This window comes from Floccifex sp. (genome assembly GCF_051873495.1).
Lineage (GTDB): Bacteria > Bacillota_I > Bacilli_A > Erysipelotrichales > Erysipelotrichaceae > Floccifex.
In genome coordinates this window covers 13,545-35,889 of the sequence record NZ_JBJEEX010000085.1, presented here as the reverse complement: position 1 = coordinate 35,889, position 22,345 = coordinate 13,545, and the positions used below count along the sequence as shown (strand labels likewise).

19 protein-coding genes are annotated in these 22,345 nt (G+C 30.5%); 6 read left to right on the top strand and 13 right to left on the bottom strand.

All coding sequences use genetic code 11. The features are described 5' to 3' along the window. Positions 1–53: 53 nt before the first annotated feature. Positions 54–422 carry a BlaI/MecI/CopY family transcriptional regulator gene (locus tag ACI313_RS05080; protein WP_439755460.1) on the bottom strand — a complete coding sequence of 123 codons (369 nt, stop codon included), beginning with the start codon at positions 420–422 and terminating at the stop codon, positions 54–56. Between the two features lie 166 nt (positions 423–588). Between ACI313_RS05080 and pepD the strand changes: the two genes are divergently transcribed. The 3 genes from pepD to ACI313_RS05065 all read left to right on the top strand — a co-directional run bounded on the left by pepD (position 589) and on the right by ACI313_RS05065 (position 4,104). Continuing rightward, the gene (pepD, locus tag ACI313_RS05075; RefSeq protein ID WP_320609092.1) at positions 589–2,013 is read left to right on the top strand and encodes a beta-Ala-His dipeptidase; all 1,425 of its coding nucleotides are present in this window, start codon (positions 589–591) and stop codon (positions 2,011–2,013) included. Between the two features lie 439 nt (positions 2,014–2,452). After that, a complete protein-coding gene (locus tag ACI313_RS05070; RefSeq protein WP_439755459.1) occupies positions 2,453–3,607 on the top strand; it encodes a PucR family transcriptional regulator in 1,155 nt (384 codons plus the stop codon). Next, a complete protein-coding gene (locus ACI313_RS05065; RefSeq protein WP_439755458.1) occupies positions 3,607–4,104 on the top strand; it encodes a GNAT family N-acetyltransferase in 498 nt (165 codons plus the stop codon). The genes ACI313_RS05070 and ACI313_RS05065 overlap by 1 nt, the downstream gene beginning before the upstream one ends. 395 nt (positions 4,105–4,499) lie before the next feature. On the opposite strand, the gene ACI313_RS05060 is transcribed toward ACI313_RS05065, so the two are convergent. From ACI313_RS05060 to ACI313_RS05020, 9 genes are all read right to left on the bottom strand, one after another. Beyond that, entirely contained in the window at positions 4,500–5,753 is a 1,254-nt protein-coding gene (locus ACI313_RS05060) for an ATP-binding protein (protein WP_439755457.1), read from the bottom strand. Between the two features lie 225 nt (positions 5,754–5,978). Then, positions 5,979–6,302, bottom strand: coding sequence for a hypothetical protein (locus tag ACI313_RS05055; RefSeq protein ID WP_320609090.1), 324 nt, complete (start codon positions 6,300–6,302; stop codon positions 5,979–5,981). A 147-nt stretch (positions 6,303–6,449) separates the two neighbouring features. Further along, positions 6,450–7,628: a peptidylprolyl isomerase gene (locus tag ACI313_RS05050; RefSeq protein ID WP_439755456.1), complete on the bottom strand. Its 1,179-nt coding sequence runs from the start codon at positions 7,626–7,628 to the stop codon at positions 6,450–6,452. A gap of 1 nt (position 7,629) precedes the next feature. Continuing rightward, positions 7,630–8,454, bottom strand: coding sequence for an aldo/keto reductase (locus ACI313_RS05045; RefSeq protein WP_320609088.1), 825 nt, complete (start codon positions 8,452–8,454; stop codon positions 7,630–7,632). Further along, positions 8,451–8,942, bottom strand: coding sequence for an NUDIX hydrolase (locus ACI313_RS05040; RefSeq protein ID WP_320609087.1), 492 nt, complete (start codon positions 8,940–8,942; stop codon positions 8,451–8,453). The genes ACI313_RS05045 and ACI313_RS05040 overlap by 4 nt, the downstream gene beginning before the upstream one ends. 12 nt (positions 8,943–8,954) lie before the next feature. After that, complete coding sequence (locus ACI313_RS05035; protein ID WP_439755455.1) at positions 8,955–9,734, bottom strand: alpha/beta hydrolase family protein; 780 nt, start codon at positions 9,732–9,734, stop codon at positions 8,955–8,957. 8 nt (positions 9,735–9,742) lie between these two features. Beyond that, positions 9,743–10,210, bottom strand: coding sequence for a pyridoxamine 5'-phosphate oxidase family protein (locus ACI313_RS05030; protein WP_439755454.1), 468 nt, complete (start codon positions 10,208–10,210; stop codon positions 9,743–9,745). Beyond that, positions 10,195–10,593: a (deoxy)nucleoside triphosphate pyrophosphohydrolase gene (locus ACI313_RS05025; protein ID WP_439755453.1), complete on the bottom strand. Its 399-nt coding sequence runs from the start codon at positions 10,591–10,593 to the stop codon at positions 10,195–10,197. Before ACI313_RS05025 ends, ACI313_RS05030 begins: the two co-directional genes overlap by 16 nt. A 12-nt stretch (positions 10,594–10,605) precedes the next feature. Further along, on the bottom strand, positions 10,606–13,383 hold the full coding sequence (locus ACI313_RS05020) for a DUF3427 domain-containing protein (protein ID WP_439755452.1): 2,778 nt from the start codon (positions 13,381–13,383) through the stop codon (positions 10,606–10,608). Between the two features lie 102 nt (positions 13,384–13,485). Here ACI313_RS05020 and ACI313_RS05015 point away from each other — a divergent pair, with 102 nt between their 5' ends. The 3 genes from ACI313_RS05015 (at position 13,486) to ACI313_RS05005 (ending at position 16,974) form a co-directional block, all read left to right on the top strand. Then, positions 13,486–15,696, top strand: a complete 2,211-nt coding sequence (locus tag ACI313_RS05015; protein ID WP_439755451.1) for an AIPR family protein — start codon at positions 13,486–13,488, stop codon at positions 15,694–15,696. 246 nt (positions 15,697–15,942) lie between these two features. Further along, positions 15,943–16,224 carry a hypothetical protein gene (locus ACI313_RS05010; RefSeq protein WP_320609083.1) on the top strand — a complete coding sequence of 94 codons (282 nt, stop codon included), beginning with the start codon at positions 15,943–15,945 and terminating at the stop codon, positions 16,222–16,224. Positions 16,225–16,335: 111 nt separating this feature from the next. Beyond that, positions 16,336–16,974 (top strand): helix-turn-helix domain-containing protein, encoded by a 639-nt coding sequence (locus ACI313_RS05005; RefSeq protein ID WP_439755450.1) that lies wholly within the window; start codon positions 16,336–16,338, stop codon positions 16,972–16,974. 47 nt (positions 16,975–17,021) lie between these two features. On the opposite strand, the gene ACI313_RS05000 is transcribed toward ACI313_RS05005, so the two are convergent. From ACI313_RS05000 to ACI313_RS04990, 3 genes are all read right to left on the bottom strand, one after another. After that, positions 17,022–18,440, bottom strand: coding sequence for a 6-phospho-beta-glucosidase (locus tag ACI313_RS05000; RefSeq protein ID WP_439755449.1), 1,419 nt, complete (start codon positions 18,438–18,440; stop codon positions 17,022–17,024). Positions 18,441–18,459: 19 nt separating this feature from the next. Continuing rightward, on the bottom strand, positions 18,460–21,027 hold the full coding sequence (locus tag ACI313_RS04995; RefSeq protein ID WP_439755448.1) for a hypothetical protein: 2,568 nt from the start codon (positions 21,025–21,027) through the stop codon (positions 18,460–18,462). 63 nt (positions 21,028–21,090) lie between these two features. Continuing rightward, the gene (locus ACI313_RS04990; RefSeq protein WP_439755447.1) at positions 21,091–22,344 is read right to left on the bottom strand and encodes an apiosidase-like domain-containing protein; all 1,254 of its coding nucleotides are present in this window, start codon (positions 22,342–22,344) and stop codon (positions 21,091–21,093) included. Between the last annotated feature and the right edge of the window lies 1 nt (position 22,345).

Sequence of the window (22,345 nt, the reverse complement as noted above, 5' to 3'; positions counted from 1 at the left end):
GTAATTGAGTCAGCTATCCTTTTTTGTACAGGCTATTTAACTGTTACAGCCTCTTAGTTTAGTTCATGTATTTTATTATGAATTAAAGAATCAAATTTATTTAATATATCAACATCTGTTTCTTTGGAAACAATATAAGACATTAAATCCAATATCTTATTTTTATCATTTCCTAATAAGAAACAAATATATTCTCCTTGTGAAACGGTAGGGACATACAAACGTGTTAATACTTTTTTTGAATATCCGATATCATCAACAACGATAAACCCTAATTTCAATAGTCTTTGAAGTACTTGTTGTACTGAATAGACGCTCATGTCTTCACATTGGTCAGCGATTTGTGATGCGGATAAGTTAGAAGAGGAATTCCATAGGACATCCATTATTTGGATTTCCCGGCTAGTTAATATCTTTTCCATAATGTTATATCAATCCTTTACTTCATTATATACTAGAAAATCATTCAAATAAAGGTCGTTTCTTATGAATTTGTGTCCTCACTTAATCTAAAATAATATAAAATAATGACAGGGAGATTGTTTTTCTCCCTTTTTTTGTTCTAAAATCAAGAAAGGAGGAATTTATATGTTTGATACACAATTAAAAATAAATTATTACTTTAATGAACTTTGTAAGATTCCACATGGTTCGTATCACGAAAAAGAACTATCCGATTATATTATGAATTTTGCCAAGGAGCATCATCTTCAATACATTCAAGATGAACTTTATAATGTGATTATTTTCAAAGAAGCGTCTGAATCATTTGAAGGAAAATCCATTTTACTTCAAGCACATATAGATATGGTTAATGAAAAAGACAAAGATTCGAATCATAATTTTGATACGGATCCTCTACAAATCTATGAAAAAGACAATTGGTTATATGCCACGAAAACAACACTAGGAGCTGATGATGGAGCTGGTGTTGCCTACATGCTTGCCTTATTAGATGATGACACTTTATCTTTACCCGCTTTAGAATGTGTATTTACTGTTCAAGAAGAAGTTGGTTTATGTGGTGCAACGTACTTAGATACTTCCATGTTGAAGAGTAAAATGATGATTAACTTAGACTCCGAAATCACGAATCAAATTTGTATTTCAAGTAGTGGTTCAGTTGGTTGTGATATTTCAAAGGAAATCACTTGGCATAAAAATGAAAATCCATGTATTACCGTTGAAATTGATGGATTATCCGGAGGTCATTCTGGAGGCGATATCAATAAATATAAAGGTAATTCCATTCGTATTGTAGCTCGTATTTTATATTATTGTATGACACAAGGAATTGATGTTTCGCTTGTATCTTTACAAGGAGGATCGAAGGTCAATGCGATTCCAAGAGATGCTTCCGTTACTTTTAGTACAAGTCAGGATATACATTTTGTAACTTCGACTATCGAATCTATTTTTAATACAATTAAAGAAGAATTAAAAGAAAATGATCCAAATGTATTCATGAATTTATCGCAAACAACAAGTGATCAATGTATTGGTTTAGAACAATCTAAGGAATGGATTCAATATTTGTATTTATCCATTAATGGTTGTCTAGAACTATCACAGCGTATTGAAAATTTACCGCTTTGTTCCTTAAACTTAGGACTCACAAACATTGAAAACAATCAATGTACAGCGAGTTATTTTATTCGTTCCCCTGAAGAATCAAAACGAAATGATGTCTTAATGCAGTTAGATGGACTTGCCAACTTATGTCATTGTCAAACAAGCCATGGTGAATCGTATTCCGGATGGACTTGTGATAAAGATTCTAAATTATTAACGACTTTCAAAAAACTTTATTATGAAAAAACAGGAATTGAGTTAAAAGAATACGCAACCCATGGTGGTCTGGAAACAGGTGTGTTCAAAGGAAAGATGCCAGATCTTGATATTATTACTATTGGACCAGAAATGGAGCATATTCACTCTCCTAAAGAACGTTTAAATCTTGTTTCTTTTAAGAATATGTATGAGTTATTAATTGAATTTATTCAGTGTCTTTAATTAGTAAACAAAAAAAAAGAGGATTTCAAATCCTCTTTATTTATTATCTATATTTTCTAGAAAAAAGACGGTATAATTTGTTGATTTTTTGTGAATCACAATAGTTGTATCTTTCTGATTTGTACCATTGTGGACAATTTCTTTCTAAATCATACATTTGAAAATAAACATTACCATACATCATAATTAAACCCTCCAACTCTTTTGTTTTCTCTTTGTAATTGTATTATAGAACCAATATGATAGAATTAAAATAGCTTGATAGCCTAATCATTTAAGTATATTTTGTGCTTATAGCACAAATAAATTTATAAAACTTTTTCATGAAAATTTTCATTTGTTTACAATGTGTAAACAATAAATACAATAGTCTATGTTTTATAAACAATCACATATTTGTATATAAACTATAAACAATTAATCATAAGTAGGAGGCAATATGATATCTTTAGATGACTTATATGTACAAGTACAAGAACAATACAAATTAAACTGGATTGCTGGTAAAAAAGGTGGGGTTCACCCTGTTGGTTGGGTCCATTTAGTTGAAGATCCTAAAATCATTCAATTTCTATGGTCCAATGACTTAGCTTTAACACTAGGCGTAGGTTTTCAAAGTGAACAAGCACTAATGGATTGTATTATTCGTTTAGTACAAAGAAACTGTGTAGGCTTAATCATTAATACCGGAGAATATATCAATGAAATTCCCGAATCCATTATTCATTATTGTGACCAACATAATTTCCCTTTATTAACACTTCCTTGGGAAATTCATGTCAATTTATTTATCAAAGACATTAGTATTCGTTGTCAACAAGCAACCATTAATGATGAAAAAATTGCGTCTTATTTTATTAAAGGATTTAAAAACGAAGAAAAATTAGATCAATATCGTGAAGAATTAAGTGAATATTTTGATGTAAACAATGATTTTCAGATTACTGTTATTGATGTGTTAAAAAAAGATGAAACCGAAATACAAAAACAGAAAATCCAAGCTCGTCTTCGTTTTTATTTTGGAAACATCAACTGTAAGTATTTATTCTTCTGGTATGAAGATCATTTAATTTTGATTACCAATAGTTTACCTTTGCCTAATTTATATTCTATGTGTGAAAAAATGATTCATGTTTCTAAATCAAAGCTAGGAAATCTTCCGATTCGTATTGGCATTGGAAGTAGTCTTCATGATTTAAAATCAACGGCCAAAAACTATAAAAGAGCCAAAGCAGCTTTAGAATACGCACATCGCTTTGAACAAGAACTAGCTATTTTTTCAAATATAGGTTTCTATCAAATTTTATTCAGTGTTGAAGATAAAGATATTTTAAATGATTATTATCATGAGTGTTTAAATCCATTAATTGAATATGACAAAAAACATCATTCTCAATTAGAACTTACTTTTGAATATTATTTAAAATACAATGGAGCTATTTCCATCATTGCCCAAGAACTATTTACCCATCGTAATACTATTAATTATCGTATTCAAAAAATAAAAACTTTATTAGACAGTGATTTAGATGATTCCCAGGAATTATTCAAGTATTCTTTAGCTTACATGGTAAAAGACAAGGAGGAAGAATAATGATTACTTATCGAGATGCGATAATACAAGATGCTCAATCTTTTCTTACTTTTTTAGAACAAATTGGATCTGAATCCGATAATTTAACATTTGGACAAGAGGGTCTAGGAATTACAGTTGAACAAGAACAAGATTATATTCAATCCATTATTGATTCTAATTCTGTAATGTTGTTAGCTTTGGATGGTAATGAAATTATTGGAAACATCAATATCAACGTTCTAACAAGAAATCGTTTAAAACATAGAGCTGAACTTTCTATCACGGTAAAAAAAGCGTATTGGAATCAAGGGATTGGAACGGAATTAATGAAACAAGCTATATCGCAATCAAAAAATAAAAACATAGAAGTTATTTCTTTAGAAGTAAGATGTGATAATAAGTCAGCAATTCATTTATATGAAAAGTATGGTTTCACAAAAATAGGAACTTTCCCTAAGTTTCTAAAAATAGACAATGAATACATTGATTGTGATTTGATGAATTTGTATTTATAACACATGAATCAAAATAGCCACAATATCAAATAAATGGTTATCACAAAGTTCTAACGATTTTTTTACCGAGGCTTTTACCAAGGTTATTACGGAGGTTAATATAGATATCTTACCTACATTACGCAAAGATTTACCGAAATCGTGTAATAAATACCCATATTATCATAATGTTTGATAATGTAAATACGGAGGTTATTACGGAGGTTGTTACGGAGGTTAAACGAAGTTATACCAAGGTTGTTACCAAGGTTAATGCAGAGCCAAGGTTAATGCAGAGGTTATAAACGTCAGCATAAGAATGCACAAAATTAGGTGCCAGATTTTTTACCAGTTTTGGTAAATAATTCAGCACCTCTTTTTAATAATGGTTACCAGGTTTCGGCTTTCTCAGCCGCTTAAAATTCCAAGCTATCCGTATTCAAGAGGAAATACTTCATTCCCATAATCACAAAGCCTTCATCGTTTCTCCAAGGCTTCTTGCTACCATTAACAATAACAATCTTTTTGAAGGAATCCGGGATGTTGCGCAGAGAATTAAATTCCTGTGTCTGTTTTTCTTCCGATGCCATATCGTATGCTACCTGGATATAATATCTTTGATTGCCCTGATTTACTACGAAGTCAACTTCCAGTTGTTTACGAACACGGTGTCCATCCTTATCCTTATCATATACATCGACAACACCCACATCTACATTGTAGCCACGAAGCAACAGCTCGTTATAAACAATGTTTTCCATAATATGTGTTGGTTCTTGTTGCCTAAAATTCAGTCGAGCGTTTCTAAGCCCCAGATCAGTAAAATAATACTTCAAGTTTGCACCGATATATTTTCTACCTTTGATGTCATATCGGCTGGCTTTGGAAATCAGAAAAGCTTCTGCCAATAGGTTGATATGATGAGAGATTGTCTTGTTGGTATAAGTCATCTGGCGTTCACTGGTAAACGTGTTCGCAATTTTTGATGGATTGGTAGGTGCCCCGATTACAGACGCAAGAACATCAACCAGAATTCCTATTTCATCCACACTTTGAATCTTGTTTCTTTCAATAACATCCTTCAGATATACATTGGCAAAAATGTTTCTCAGATAATCTGCTTTCTGTCGCTCACTTTGGAACCCTACAACCTGCGGCAATCCTCCATAGGTCATGTACTCGTCCCAGGCATCGTCATAATCACCGTCATAGACAGAATAAAACTCTGCAAAAGAAAGCGGATAAATCCTTATCTCATCACCTCTGCCACGGAACTCAGTCACGATGTCACTGGAAAAGAATTTGGAGTTGCTACCGGTTACATAAACATCTATGTTGCTCATACGAAGCAAGCTGTTCAGAACTTCCTCAAATCGTGGCATAAACTGGACTTCATCTAGAAGCAGATAGTATTTGTCAGAATCTTTCATTGCGTCCTTAATGTAGCGAAAACACACCTTTGGATCTCGCAGTTCTTCGTTTTCAATGCCATCTAGAGCAATTTCGATAATATGGTCTGCATCAACACCACTTTTCAAAAGGTATCTTTTGAAAATCGTAAATAGCAGAAAAGACTTTCCGCATCTACGAATACCCGTAACAACTTTTATCATGCCGTTGTCCCTACGTTCGATTAGCTGTTGTAGATAAACATCTCTCTTGATTTCCATAACTTCACTCCCATTTTCCGTGCAGTTGCACATTTTTTAGTAATGCGATTTTATTACAAAACAAATTACATTTCAACGTCCATTCCCATTTTATGTGTATCTGTATGTTTTTATGTAACGCCGTCGAAAAAATTTATCAAACCTTTTTTCAATTTTTTAAATGTCCTGGTGTTTTTGATATTAGTAGATAGGGAGGTAATGAGGTCAATCAAATTTTCACCAATTTCATTGTTCAAATATGCATCCACAATTACAACAATACCATTGTTTCTTTGCCTTTGATTTCACTCCACCTGTTACCAATAAACTCATTCCACCTGTCATTAAAGCAGCTCCCACTTTAGCTGAATTTACTTTTTTCTTAGGCACAGCTTTAGTTTGCGTTTTGTGGTTAGTAAGTCGAAATGGATGGAGTGGATTTAGGTTTAGTGTTGTTTTTGTCTTTGAAACATATTCCATATTGTCTTCGTACAACTCAATGTTGTGACTACCACATTCAGGACATGTCATAGAACGATTACTGTTTCCAGAACGAATTACTTTTGCCATAGAATCATCCCTTTCTTACTTTATTCTACTTCCATTTTTAAATTAACACATCGATTATATTGATTCCTCCTTCTTATTTGTATCTTATATTTTAATGCGACATTATTGTTGTCAGTTACAAAAAAATAGACTTGTCATAAGACAAATCTATTCTGTACGAATGGTAATGGATTCAATAACGGGTTGTTCACTTGCTTCAATTGTTCCGTTATCATCAGTTGGTTGTGCTTGTTCGCATATTTCATCAACAATATCCATTCCTGATAAAACTGTTCCAAAGGCAGCGTATTGACCATCTAAGAACGTTGAATCCGATTGAACAATAAAGAATTGTGAACTAGCCGAATCATAGGCTGAGCTTCGTGCCATCGAGATTGTTCCACGCGTATGTGATAATTCATTATCGACTCCATTGGCTGAAAATTCTCCTTTAATGGTTTTATCCGATCCTCCGGTTCCATTTCCATTGGGATCTCCTCCTTGCATCATAAAACCATCAATAATGCGGTGGAAAGTTAGGCCATCATAGAAACCAGATTCCGCTAAATCCACAAAGTTTTCCACTGTCTCAGGTGCTTGTTCACTGTCTAATTGCACAACAATTGTTCCATAGTCTTTAATTTTAATGTCGGCAAAATAAGTAGGTGCTGGTTTAAATAATAAATATCCACATACTAGAACAACTAAAAGAATTGGTATAAGTAACCATTTTTTCTTGCTTGGTTCTTTGTGTGTAAATGCTTCTATTTTATCTTTACACTTGGCATCCACTGGCTGATATGGATCTTTACTTTGTTTCAAACAATTGTATTTATAGTGTTTCATGTCTTTATTGCTTTGAAAACAATATTGAATGTAGTCTTCTAATACTAGTTCATCAAAAGATAGAGCATCGGCTAATTGACGAATACTGAAATCAGAATATAAATAGGATTTAATAATAAATCTTGTTTCCAAATTAAATGTATTTAATTTTTCATTGATTTGTTCAAAAGGAATATCTTCTTTCATGTCTAGAATTTCAATTGTTTCTTCAACACTTGGTTTGGCATCTTTCCATTTTTGAGCATTCAAAGACAATTTATTTTCACAAATACGAATTGTGGATTTTAAACACAAGTCATTGAATTCTTGAATTGTTTGAATATTCTTTTGAAAGAATATTTTCCAAATTTCATCATAAACTTCTTCAAAAACAAAATCCGTTTTAGTTTTATCTTCTAATAAAAAGTCACAAAAGAAATAAACTTTTCCTTTGGTTTGTTCATATAAAGCTAACACTGCTTCTCTTTTTTTATTCTTTGCGTCTTGTATCATCTTTTCCATATTAAGGCCTCATTGTATCTGAATCTTGTAGTACATAATCTATTTTTAAGTTATCAATTATATCCATGTCTTCTTTTGAAATTGAAAAATCAAAGATATCAAAGTTTTCTTGAATACGACTAGGCGTCACTGATTTAGGTAAAGGAATAATTCCTTTTTGAAGGATATAACGAAGACTAATTTGTGATGTTGTTTTATGATATTTTAAAGCTAAATTCTTTAATTCTTCGTTTTCTAATATCGTTGTTCTTCCTAATGGACTATAGGCTTCTACAACAATGTCGTGTTCTTGACAATATTGAACTAATTCATCTTGGGTAAGTCCTGGATGAAATTTAATTTGATTAACCATTGGTTGTATTTCCATATCCATAATTTGTTCTAAATGATGAATCTTAAAATTAGAAACACCAATAGCCTTTACTTTTCCTTGTTTATAAGCATCAATTAAAGCTTGCCAAGTATCACGATTCACTTGTCTTGGGTTTTCATAGCCTAATTCATTGGCTGGCCAATGAATTAAATATAAATCAAAGTAATCCAATCCCATGGCTTCTAAGGAATCGTCTAATGCCTTTAGAGTAGATTCATATCCTCGATATAGGTTCCATACTTTATTGGTAATAAATAAGTCTTTACGATCGATTCCACAATTATGAATAGCTTTTCCAATCATTTCTTCGTTTTTATATATATGAGCTCCATCAATATGGCGATACCCACATTCAATTGCACACTGAACAGAAGAAATTGCTACTTCATCATTAGGTGTTTTCCATGTTCCATATCCAATATCAGGAATTTCAATTCCATTTCTTAATTTCATAGTGCCTCCTTAATTGATTGAAAATGAAGGAAAATTCCTTCTTTATCTAATTGTTCCATTGTTTCCAATGAAGCTAATTTAAAATCAAGAGCTTCTTTGGATTGAATACAAACATCTTCTTTATCAAAATCCAATATAAATTTATAAACATCCACAAAATAATTATCCCCAGGATTTTCTCTATGATAACTCATCACAAAGCCACCTTCGGCATTTGAAACATCTAATCCCGTTTCTTCTTTTACTTCACGAATGACAGCTTCTTTAGAACTTTCACCTGCCATACAAGCACCTCCTGGTACTTCCCACCAACCAGGTGCCCATGCTTTTGTCATCACTCTTTGGGTAATTAAGTAGTTTCCTTCTTTATTTTGAATAATTCCTAAAACAGATAAATGATATTGACCAGGTTTTAAAATCCAATCATTTTTCTTCATTGTTTGTCCTGTTAATTGTTTATTTTCATCATAGATATCCCAATATTCCATATATTCACCATCCTATAAATTGATTTTTAACCATGATACCACTTTTTCAAGTAATTCATCTACTTTTGTATAGTCTTTTGTCTTGGCATTAAATGTATGATTGGCTCCATCTATTTCTAATAAATCAGCATATGGGTGTTTACGTGCAAATCTATAACTTATTTCTGGATTTAAAGTAGGGTCTTGTTTCCCTACACAAACTAAAATAGGACGATGGTAGTTATATATTTCACTGGAATGTATTTCACAGTCTAAATAAAATTGATTAAACAATAATTCAACTCTTCCATCACTTGGATACATAAACGTATATCCTTGTGTTTTTAATTCTTCTTTATTTTGATTTGATAAAATATCAAAAGCATATGGTTCTTCTACATTCACTGCTCCATTAAAAGTAACCATACACTTACTATCTAGATCAGAACACAATAAGGCAATACGAGCTCCCATACTATGTCCCAATAGCCCAATACGACTTGAATCAATATGATCACAAGAACACAAATAATTAAAAGCTTCCTTTGTTTCTTCAATACATATTTTTGTTCCATAGAATTTACGAGAATAACGATTTTCTCCCATGCTGCAAAAATCTATACGAGCACTCGCAATTCCATTATTAGCTAAAGCCTGAGCTGTTTTCGTAAATAAATACCCATCTCCTTCTTTATATGCTAAAAATCCATGTAACAGTAACATACAAGGATATTTTCCATCTAAATCTGGATACGTAATCACCATAGGAATGTCATGTGTATTAGTCGATATAAATATTCTTTGTTCAATCATAATAGGTCCTATCTTTCATGTATTTGTTTTACACTCATGTGTTCAATATCAATATCAATCATAGAAATAAAATCAAAATCTTTATCAATTTCTTCTTTTACTTCTAATTCATTGGGATAATACTTACATCCCAATTTCCAAATCATTTCCCTCATCTTTGTCTTGTCTTCCATAATCTTGGCTTGTCCAAAACAAACAACACTTGAAACATAATATGCCCAATCATCTTTTAGTATTCCATCATTCCATGTAGTGAAACATACTTTGGAATTCCTATGAATTGAATCTAGTTTATGTCCCTTTTTAGCACAATGAATATAAAGATGATTGTCTTCATAATAAAAATTAACAGGAATCGTATATGGATATCCATCATCTCCATAAACCGATAAAGCCCCTCTTCTATTACTTTCAAGTAAAACAATACCCTCACTTATATCCAATTCATTCTTAGTTCTTCTTATCCCTCTAAACATATAAACTCCTTCAACTTTTCAACTATTATCTTGTCTGCATCTAGCCAATGAACATCATCTAGTTCATCTTGATGTAACCATTGTATATGATTGTGTTCATTTAATGAAATAATTCCCGATTCAATTGAACACATAAAACAAGCCATAGATAAATGAAAAGAAGGATAATCCCATTCCACACTATCAAAATAAGAATCAACACAAACGGTTACATTCAATTCCTCTTGTATCTCTCGAACTAAAGCATCCTCTAATGACTCATCCTTTTCAACTTTACCACCAGGAAATTCCCATAGTCCTTTAAATTCACCATAACCTCTTTCACATGCCAAATATTTCCCATTATCTACAATAATAGCAGCCACTACTTTAATGTTTTTCATATCAAAACTATATTACCTTCTTAATTTAAAATCAAAATAAACATCATCATCTGCTTCGTGTTCCATATCTACATGGAATAAATAAGCTCCATTTGGTTTTAATGAGTTTTCTATGAATGTCATTTTTCCTTTTCCTATATATGTAAAAGGAAGAACAATTCCATTTTCTTCTTTTGTTTTCTTCACAAATATATGAACACATTTACTCATTTTAATTGCCATTAATTCTTTTTGGGAGATGTTTGATACTGTTTCCCATTGGAATGTTTTTGAATCAATATATCCATCATCATAGTTTAAGTTTTCTTTTACAGTATTTCCTTTATGAATGGTTACATAAATATATACAACTCCATCATATATATCCGTTCCTTTCATATAGTCTTTAGGATTTTTAAGTAATAGTTGTTTAATTTGGGTCTTTTTATACGATGCCCATAGTTTAAATGTTTGATTTGCTTCTAGGTCTGAGAATTCAATTTCATATCGACTAAGTCCATATTGAATTAAATCTTCTAAGTATTGTTCTAATTCAATGTTTAGATCAATATCATTTAAACTAAATACATTATTTATACACTTAAAATAATCACTTTCTATCATGTATTGAATCGCATGATCAAATGATTCTTGGCTATAATATTTTGTTTTTTGTTTAATGATATTTTCTAATTCCTTTATTTTAATGTTTCCAGCGTGTTCAATAACTTCTTGTACAATTAAATATTCATAGTCACGCACAATGGGCAACATATCTGAAAGATATTTAATGAATTCTTCTTGTCTTGTATTGAATACAGGTAAATTATCTTCATTAATGTTCTTTAAAAATCCATAATACGAATAGTTCTTTGTTCCGGATATTTTTGACTGCATGAACTTTAATAAATCAGGGGCATAGTCATTATTTAAGTAATCCATGTGTTTTGGATAGTCACTTGCTCCTATGTATTTTTTAAAATTCTTATAGTCTTGTTCCAAGTATTTTCTTGTATTAAAATTCACATCATCGATATAAGCCATAATTTCTTTTTTACTTAAATCATCAAAATGAATTTCAACACCATAATCACTTAAACCAATACTCTTAAAATCTTCTACAACTAGATCTTTTACCAAATTCTTTTCCATTACGAAGTTTTTAGACAATCCTCCTAGGGCAAAGGCAATTTGTACACTTCGTTTATAGTCATTTCCGATAAAGTCTAATACCGTGACATATTGTTTTCCTTCATAGTTTCTTAGTCCACGTCCTAATTGTTGAATGAAAATCGTTTGTGAATCCGTTGGACGAAGAAATAAAACCATGTTTACGCCTGGAATATCCACTCCTTCATTTAAGATATCCACTGTAAATAATATTTCTAAATCAGAATTATCACTTTGAAGATCGTTATAAGCTCGAATACGTTCTCCAATACTGTTTTTTCCTGTTAAATATTGCGTATGATAATAGTCTTCCATGGCTTGAGACATACGAATCGCATGCGAAATATCACGACAAAATGCTAAAGCTTTTAGTTTTTGTCCTGGAATACGATGTTTTTCAATCATTTTATATATAAAGTCACAGTGTTTTTCATCTGAAAATTGTTCAATGAATTTATGTCCCTTCGTACTTTTTTCACTATATTCAATTAATTCATCTCGAATTCCATAATAATGAAAAGGAACAACTAAGTGATTCATAATCGCATCTCTTAATCGAAGTTCATAGGGAACATTTTGATCAAATAATTCAAATACATCTTCTCCATCCATTCTTTCAGGAGTAGCAGTAATTCCAAGTAAAAACTGTGGCTCAAAATATTCTATTATTTTTCGATATGTACTAGCTGTGGCATGGTGACATTCATCAATAATAATGTAATCAAAGTCATGGGGATTAAATAATTCCAATGAATTAGCCATTGTCACATTCGTTGAAAACACAAAATCTTTATCAAATTCTTTGTAGTCTTTATTATAAATTCCATAGCTTTTGTTAGATCCAAATATTGTCTGAAACGTTTCAAAAGATTTCATTAAAATAGAACCTTCTTGAACAACATACAACAAACGATCTGGATTAAAATTTAAGGCATCAAAAGCCGCCAAATAAGTTTTTCCACTCCCTGCTGCAGAACAAATAAGTGCTTTACTAGCTCCCATAGCACGAATTCGATTCAATTCTTTTAGAGCTTTTCTTTGCATGTAATTAGGTTTTGTAGAAGCATTGGCTACACTATAGTCCATGTCCCATCGTTCAATGGCATAAAATAATTTATTTTTATATTCTGAAATTAATGATTCATCTAATAATACTGTTTTATCCCATAAATAATTAAATTCTTTTTTAGCCTCGTCATAAGAAGAACCAATAACCGATACATCCCATTCAATATTCTTTAATAACGCATATACCGTAATATTAGAAGACCCAATTAATAATTCATTATAATCATCAAATTCAAATAAATATCCTTTTGAATGAAACCCATTGGTGTTTCCATTTAAATCCTTAAAACACTCTATATCTAGATGACAACTAAACTGATTATTATATTTATTCTGTAAACCATAAAAATAAGTTAAAGAATCAACATCTGTAAAATTCTGATACGTAGAAGTAATTATTTTTCCCTTAGCTCCTCTAGCTAGTGCTGCTTCAATATTAGGAGCAATCAACTTCAAACCCGCTTTTTTAATAAAACTAACGGAAAAATAAAAACTATTACATAGATCAATGTTCTTCCTTAACTTATCAATAAATCTTTCTTCACTATAATTCGTATAAAACTTACTAGACATATCATCACCTGAAGCTATTATAGCAGGTGCTTTGTTGAAAATAAAAGAGTCTGTATTTGACCATAGTTCCAATATGTGATCTAATTATTTTAGGTGATTAAAGTGGAAAAATTATTTTTAGATAAACCCGTTGATAAATCGATTTTATGGGATGGAACAACAATACCGATTGAATCATGGGATTCATTATTTTCAAAGTTGTCTTTTACGCTAACTAAAGGTGAAAAAAGAAGTATTCCAGTATTTTTAAATAATATTGAATATGAAGCAAAGCTAACTTATGTAAATGTTCAAGGAACACGAAAAATCATTCAACTCCGCTATAACCCTAGCAGCGCTTTATCAAATAAATTAAGAGAAATTTATCCTATTAGCACAAAGGTTTTAGTTGATAAAGAAAACATTCCTTATCAAAATGATTTAAACACTATACAGTTTTATGTAAATGATCATGATCAAATTATCATCAAATGTTTTCCACAATCAACAGACACAATAAGAAGAGAGGAAATCAATATGGATAATGGAAATGATATTTTAACTTTCTACATGAAAGAAATGAAATCTAAATATCCGCAATTTAAGTCCTATCAAGATTACCATTTGTTTACTTTACTCTGCATGAAATTCTATTTCTTCTCAGAAAGAAGTTTCGACTTTGATCCAGACAATATTCTTCAATATTTAACAGATGGTTCAAATGACGGTGGTATCGACGCGATCTTTAACGATCCTAACAGTGAAGATAATGATGTAATTGTCATTCAAAGTAAGTACTATAATAGTACTTCTTTAAAAAGTGAAGATGTAATTGGTGAACTTTATAAAATCAATGAAACTTTAAAAGATCTACAAAACAATCGTGTTAGTAAATATAATGAAAATTTAGTTTCTGCCTATCGTAATGCGACAGGGCAAAAAGGTGATAACGGTGAAATACGAATTTATTTCTTTACTTCTTATGCACCTAAAACAACTAGAGAAACAACTAAACTAATCAGAACTTCAAATAAATTTTTAGAAAACTACTCAGTAGAGTTAAATTTTAAAAATGACATCGAGCAACAAATTCAGCTCTGTGAAAATGATAGTTCATATGTAGAATCTGGTAAACTTAAACTAGATAAAGTTAATAATTATCTAGAATATGAAGATTCTGTGATCGTTAATGTATCAGCTCTTGACCTTCAAAAATTGCAGAACATTAAAGGTAATGCACTACTTGGAAAGAACCTTCGTTATTTTGTTCGTGACAAAAACGTTGATACAGCTATTGATCAAACAATATCAAAAGAACCCGACAACTTTTGGTACAAAAACAATGGAATTGTAATCATATGTGATGATTATTACTTTGATGGTATTTATATTAAACTTGAAAAGTTCTCTATTATTAACGGAGGTCAAACAACATATAAAATTGGTCGTTCTGATATTGAAAAAGATTTTTACCTTCAATGTAAAGTCATTAAATCAAAAGGATCTAGTGAAAAGGAGAAAGACAATTTTGCCTATGAAATTGCCGAATCAACAAATTCACAAAAACCTATTAAGAAGGCTGATTTAAAAGCAAATTCACCTGAACAGCTTCGTCTAAAACAAAGACTTAAACATGAAAATGTTTATTATTTAACTAAAAAAGGTGAAAAAGTTCCTAAACAATTTAGTGAACCACACCAAAGTGCCACACTTGAACAAATTGGTAAAATTGGATTGGCTGCTATTGTTCAACAACCTGGATCTGCTCGAAGCAATCCACAAAAAATGTTCAACGAACAAGTTTACTTCAATATTTTCGGTGACCAAGTGGAAGCAGGAGTTTTAGCTGATTTATTAAAAATACAAGAATATTATCGTCAATTTTTAAAAACTGATTTATCACGTTTTGATAAACAAGAAGTTTTGCCGATTATCAAAAATGGACTTACATATCAATTAGCTTGTATTACTCTTCTATTTAAATTAGAAAACAATGTATTCTCATATGATACGTTAGGAAGATATTTTAATGATTCTGACGAATTAAAACAAGTACTGAAAAACATGGGCGATATGAAATATCTAATTAAACATAATTATGATAATGAAAAAGAAATGTTTTTTGACATATTCTCGGCAATTGGTACTGAAGTACTTGGTTATTGTTTTTCAAATGCCTTACAAAAAGCTTTGGAAAACCAAACTACAATATCTGCTGCCAACTATTTAAAACTTGATAGTAATTACTATAGAGAAATCATCAAAAGATTATGGTATATATATAAATCGAACAAAACATTAAACTCAAATATTAAATTATTGGCTCATAAATAAATATTATAAAAAACTGAATATTTTAAACAGACAAGGTATTATTTTCCTTGTTTGTTTTATTTTTAGAAAAAAAGGCATAAAAAAAAATCCTTACAACGTTTAAATAAGGATTTTTTCCCCTCGTATATTGGATATATACTTTGGTTGAATTTGCATTACAAGTATATCATTTACACTGATATTTGCAAGCATATATTTTTAAATAAATTTATTTTTTTGTTTTATTTTATGTTGTATTATGTGGTTATGAATAACTTTGATTGGAATGGAAATGATGAACATGATTTGTTTGATGATTATATGAATATGGAAGCTATGAATGATTCTTCTTATTCTTCTTCATCTAAGTCAAATCATAAAAAGAATATTGATGTTGGATCTGCTCCTGATTCACTTCAAGTTATACTGGCTCTTTGTATTCTTGGATTTGGATTGGTTCTTCCTTTTGTTGCGGATCTAGGAGTTCTTGGTTTTTGTCTTAGTTGGGGGATTTCTAGTATTCTTACCATTCTTATTTTGAGTGTTTGATATCTGAAAAGATATCATTTTTTTATTTAGACACAATTGTCTAGTGATTCTTAGTCTGTGTCGTGGTAATTTGAAGATAGATAATATAGTTTGTATGTAGGAGGAAATCATATGGATTCTAAAAATATAGGATTGTTTTTAAAGGAACTACGAAAAGAAAAGAATCTAACCCAGGAAGCTTTAGCTGAAAAATTAATGGTATCGTCTCGTTCTGTTTCACGTTGGGAAACGGGTTCTAATTTACCGGATTTGAGTTTATTAATTGAGTTATCAGAATTTTATGGTGTTAGTATTTCAGAAATTATTGAGGGTAAAAGAATGATAGAAGATAAAAGTGATGTTAAGTGTGTAGTAGATTATAGTAATGAGAAATTAAAAATAGAAAAAAGAAAAATAGTGTGTATTTGTCTTATTGTATTTGGTTTATTTATTTTGGTTTCAGCTTTATCAATTTTTCCCAATGATAGTAGTTGGTCTAGTATCTATGCGATATTAGGTAGTTTGTTTATTATTACTGGATTGACTCTATGTTTTAAAAAGAAATTACTTTGTATTGGTATATGTATAATATCTTTCTTTTCCTTCTTTATGGTTTCAGATTATATTTGTGTAACCCAATTCAATCAAGTTCCTCGATTTAGTTATTTAAAATCATATGGAGATGATGTAATTGAACACAAGACTTTCTTTTATACAGTTATTCAAAGAAATCCAGGAACAGAAAACGAGATCATTGAAATAGAAAAATAAAGAACCAGGGTTAACAGATTAGCCCTGATTCTTTAAATTTGAAACTATTATAAGTTTTCACCATTTGATGCGATAACATCTTTATACCAATAAAATGATTTTTTCTTGTAACGTTTTAAAGTTCCTTCCCCGTTATCGTCTTTGTCTACATAAATAAATCCATAGCGTTTACTCATTTCTCCTGTTGAAGCAGATACTAAATCAATACATCCCCATGGGGTATATCCCAATAAATCAACACCATCAAGCTCAACTGCATCTTTCATTGCTTTAATGTGTTGTCTTAAATAATCAATACGATAATCATCTTCAACTGTTCCATTTACTAGAACATCTTTAGCTCCTAATCCATTTTCTACAATAAATAATGGTTTTTGATAACGATCATATAATGTATTCATAGTAATTCTTAAACCTAATGGATCAATTTGCCATCCCCATTCACTTGACTTAAGATATGGATTTTTAGTTCCTTTGAAGGCATTTCCCGTACTTCCTTCTACATCTGTTCTTGTTGTTGTACATCTCGATGAATAATAAGAAAAAGAAATAAAATCAACAGTGTTTTCTCTCAATAGTTTTTCCTCTTCTTCACTCATATCCAATTCAATACCTAATCGTTCAAATTCTTTTAAAGCATAATTTGGATAATATCCCCTAGCTTGAACATCAATGAACATTAAGTTTTCTCTTTCTTTACATTTTGCATCCCATACATCTTCTGGCATTGCACAATATGGATAATATTCTCCAGCAGCTACCATACATCCAATCATATTATTGGGATCAATTTCATGTGCAATCTTAGTAGCCAGTGCACTTGCGACTAATTCATGATGAGCACTAATATATTTTGCATATGTCTCATCTTCCCCTTCTTCAAACATTAAGCCTGCTCCCATAAATGGTAAATGTAAAATCATATTAATTTCATTAAACGTTAACCAATATTTAACCAAACCTTTGTATCTAGTAAATAATACTGTTACTAAGTTTTTGTAGAAATCAATCATCTTATGATTTTTCCATCCACCGTATTTTTTTATTAAATGCATTGGACAATCAAAGTGAGTAATTGTTACAAGTGGTTCTATACCATATTTATGACATTCTCTAAAAACATCTTCATAGAATTGTAATCCTTCTTCATTGGGAGTTTCTTCATCACCTAGCGGAAAAATTCTACTCCAAGCTATGCTTAATCTAAAAGTTTTAAACCCCATTTCTGCAAATAATTTAATGTCTTCTTTATAATGATGATAAAAATCAATTGCTTCTAATGCCGGGAAATTGTGTTCAGAATCAATTTCTGTAATATGTTTTTTACCCAACATTACCGGAAAACGATCCGGTCCATGTGGACATACATCAACATTCGCTAATCCTCTTCCACCAACATTATATGCACCTTCACATTGGTTAGCAGCTGTCGCTCCTCCCCATAAAAAATCTTTTCTAAATCCCATAATTAATATCTCCTTTATTCTATTTTTTACTTTTAAACACAACCGGTCCTTCAATTCCAAACCGTTCAATTGGCAAATAACTACTTAATCCATCTCTTATTTCTGTACCGAGAGTATTTGTGACTTCAATATATATTGAATTTTTACCTTCCACAATTAAATTAGTTAAATCAAAAACATATGGTTTACATATTTTAGTATCTACTAACACATCATTAACATAAACTTGACATGTTTCATATACATTACCTAAATCCAAAATAATATTAGTTCTTTTATCAATAACAAATTCTCCAGAATATCTTACCGTACCTACACTAGTTTCATATCCTTCAATTTCTTCTATACAACATAAACTATGACATCCTTCAATTAATTTAAAGTTTGGATAATCCTTTGCATTGGCATACGAAACATCCCAATTAATATCTATATTCACATCTTGATAATCACATATTTTATTTTGTTTTTTGGCAATTAGTTTTTCTTTTGTGACTAGATATATTTTTGATTCATATGGAGTTAAACTCAATGTATTGTCTGATTCATACAACTGATCTTCAAAAGCATTATATACATATACATTTCTATCTTTATCAAAATTAATACTTGTATTAACTTCAATATAAGTACTTTCATTAAAGAACATATAAATATGATAATTATCTTTTAAATATTCATGCATAACTAATTCTTTATAGTCTTTTTCAAGTTCTACTGATTGATATTTTTTCAATCTATTACCTAAATCATTAATGTCTACTACTTCAAATTCACAAATTACATCTAGATTTTCATCTGAATTAATGTCTAAAACATTATTAAACATCTTATTAACAAAAATTACTTTTATATTTTTGTTATGCATCTTAATTAGAACTTCCAATAAATCTCTAGGCATATTGTCAGTATATGGAATAACTAATACTTCAAATTCAGTTTGATTAATTATATATGAACCTTGGTTAAGTAATGCATTCATCAAATAATCTCTTGTGACGATGTTATATGACAATTGACTTTGTGTTAAAACTTTACATACTTTTTCAATTGGCATATATGCTCCTGCCCATTCAAATTCAGCGGGATATAATACACCTATCTTACAAGGGTACATTCCTTCACTAAACATAGAAGTCACACGATTAATATAATCATCTAATATCTTAAAATATCTAAATTGCGGATTATTGCCATGTGCATAAAAATGCGGTGGACAATCCCAGTCAGGAAAATCTTTGGGATTGAAGGCATGTGGCACAAAGTGATTTACACCTCTTGCCATTAAACTATCACTAATCCATTTCATAGTTTTTAATCCTTCATTCCACCCATAAGCTCCAAATGCCTCACACATCGTATTTCCTTTTTTCTTAGGGTCTAAATAAGCACTTGATGTTCCTAACTTAGCTAAGGCATAATGATAAAATTCGCCATTTGCTCCACCTGTATTAAAAGCATCGTGATGATAATTCATACCAGGAACAATTTGAGTACCAATCACATCAATTCCTGCCATATGCATAGCCTCTTGTCCCCTAAAATAATGACCCGTACCATATCCCAATCTAGCATGAGCTCCATTATCTTCGATTGTATGTCCAACATACATAACACTGTGGTTACTACACCAATCAGCTAAAACCTTAGTGAAATTTTCATTATATAATTTCGTAATCAAATCCATGTATTTAAAACGAATTGTGCTTTCCATACCATTGGCGTTAAACCATAATAATGGCAAATACCTCAAATCAAAATCCAATTTTTCAAATAAGCCATCACAATAAGGCAATGGCATATCCATACCAATAGATGCATCTGTACCTTTGATATTGCCAAATCTTGGTTCATCACTAAAAAAAGCAGTTATAGTCTTACCAAATTCATCAGCATAATGAGCATAGTGTTTTTCATATACTTCATCAATCAACACTTGTGTGGCTTCTTTTACAAGTGGATTTAAATAATCTTTAGTGGCTTCTTCTAATCCTTTATTTGTTTCAAATATCACAAAAATTCTATACGCTCCATCAGCAATATCAACAGTTAACAATCTAGTATCAACATTAAAATTATCTGTAATATCAACAAGTGTTGTATCATCAATTTTATCTACATATTGTTCATCTAGATTTATTCTTTTAGCCATATATATTTTCAATACTCTATCACTTGCATCCGGCTTATCCCATACTCTGCCTTTTAAAATATTTAAATTAATCCTAGCTCTATTAATAGGACCATGAACATCATAACAACGACAATTCAGGTATTTCTTTAAATATTGGGGATACTTAGTTACAACTTTCCCGTTAGCATATCCTGTAGGAAAATGTGAATCATCTAAAATCCAAACCTTCATTGATTTCTTTTTACATTCACTAATTATTAAATCTAAATCACTCCACCACTTAGCTTGTAAATATTCCGGATGTGGCCTGGCTTCAATGCATAAACCTTTCATTCCACTTTCATAGATTTTATCAATATATTCTTTTAAAACCTCATGATTTTCACCGTGTTGCCAAAAAAACGGATATAGATTATTACTAACATCTTTTTTGAAAATGTCTTTATAAGTCATCTTGTACCTCTTAAAAAATCAGGAGTGCCATAACATATTCGAGACACTCCTTTAAGCTCATTGCTATTTACTTTTGTTTTCAATAATAATTAATGCATCTTCACTAAATGGATGCATTTCAATTTTAGAAATCTCACCGTTATATGATGACTCAAGTTCACATACAAAGCGTTCATCAAGACCAATAGCCGTAATTTTACAATTACTATAATCTCCTCGAAGTTTTAAACTTGTATTGCAAGGTACATATACTAAAATCTTATCATTATCGCTTGCCACACGAATATCAGTAGTATTATTGACTAATAATTCTTGTTTTGGTTTTAGATTATATACTTCTAATTCTTTAATAATGTTAGCCAAATATCCATAATCCCAAGCACCTTTAAAGTTCATTGCTTCTTCCCAACATTTTGGTGTATCAAACGCTTCTCCAAGATCACTAGCAAAATTTTTCTTAACTTTATGCCAACTATAAATACCAGCCGCTCCATAAGTAATACCAGCACTAGCCCCTGATAAAACACTTACATAAGCAGCTCTTCTTACTTCTTTTCTAGTCCATCGACCATACATTTTACCTGAATAACCCATTTCTTCATAACATGGTTCACTGTTTATAAGTGGCTTATTGGGATATTTTTCTTTCATAACTTCTGCTAAACTATATGGCATTGTTAAATCTTTAGCATTATGACCACTTTGATAGAATATAAAATCTAATTGATTTAATAAATCACTTGGAATTTCAGAATATCTTCCTTTGATATGTGTTGTATACAAACAATCTTTGGCAAGATTTTTTAATTTCTTTGCGGTTTCAACATAATATGAAATTGCATCTTCGCCTAAAAAATCTGTATCCCCACTAATTACATACATTGGATTTAAATCAGTAAATGTTTCATGGACCTTTTTTACATAGCCATCAATAAAATCAAATGGAAGAACATTACTATGAAAAAGATTAGAAGCCCATGTATTAGGAACATAATTACACCATAATACAACAAGCGCTAATTCAAATCCTTCTTTTTTTGCCTTTACACACATCTTTCGTGCATGCTCAAAATATCCATCATTTAATTGATATGGATCATTATCAATAAATGGTTTATATTCTAATTCTGTATAAGAAGCGTCCCATTGTGGAAGAATATTAATTTGAATTGTATTAAATCCTTGTTTTTTTCGCTTAAATAAATAATAATCCCATTCATCATCTGTAATATTAGTAAACGCAGACCAACAAGTATCTGCAAAATAGAAGAATGGTTTACCATCTTTAAAAATCTGTGTATCTCTTATACTTAACATT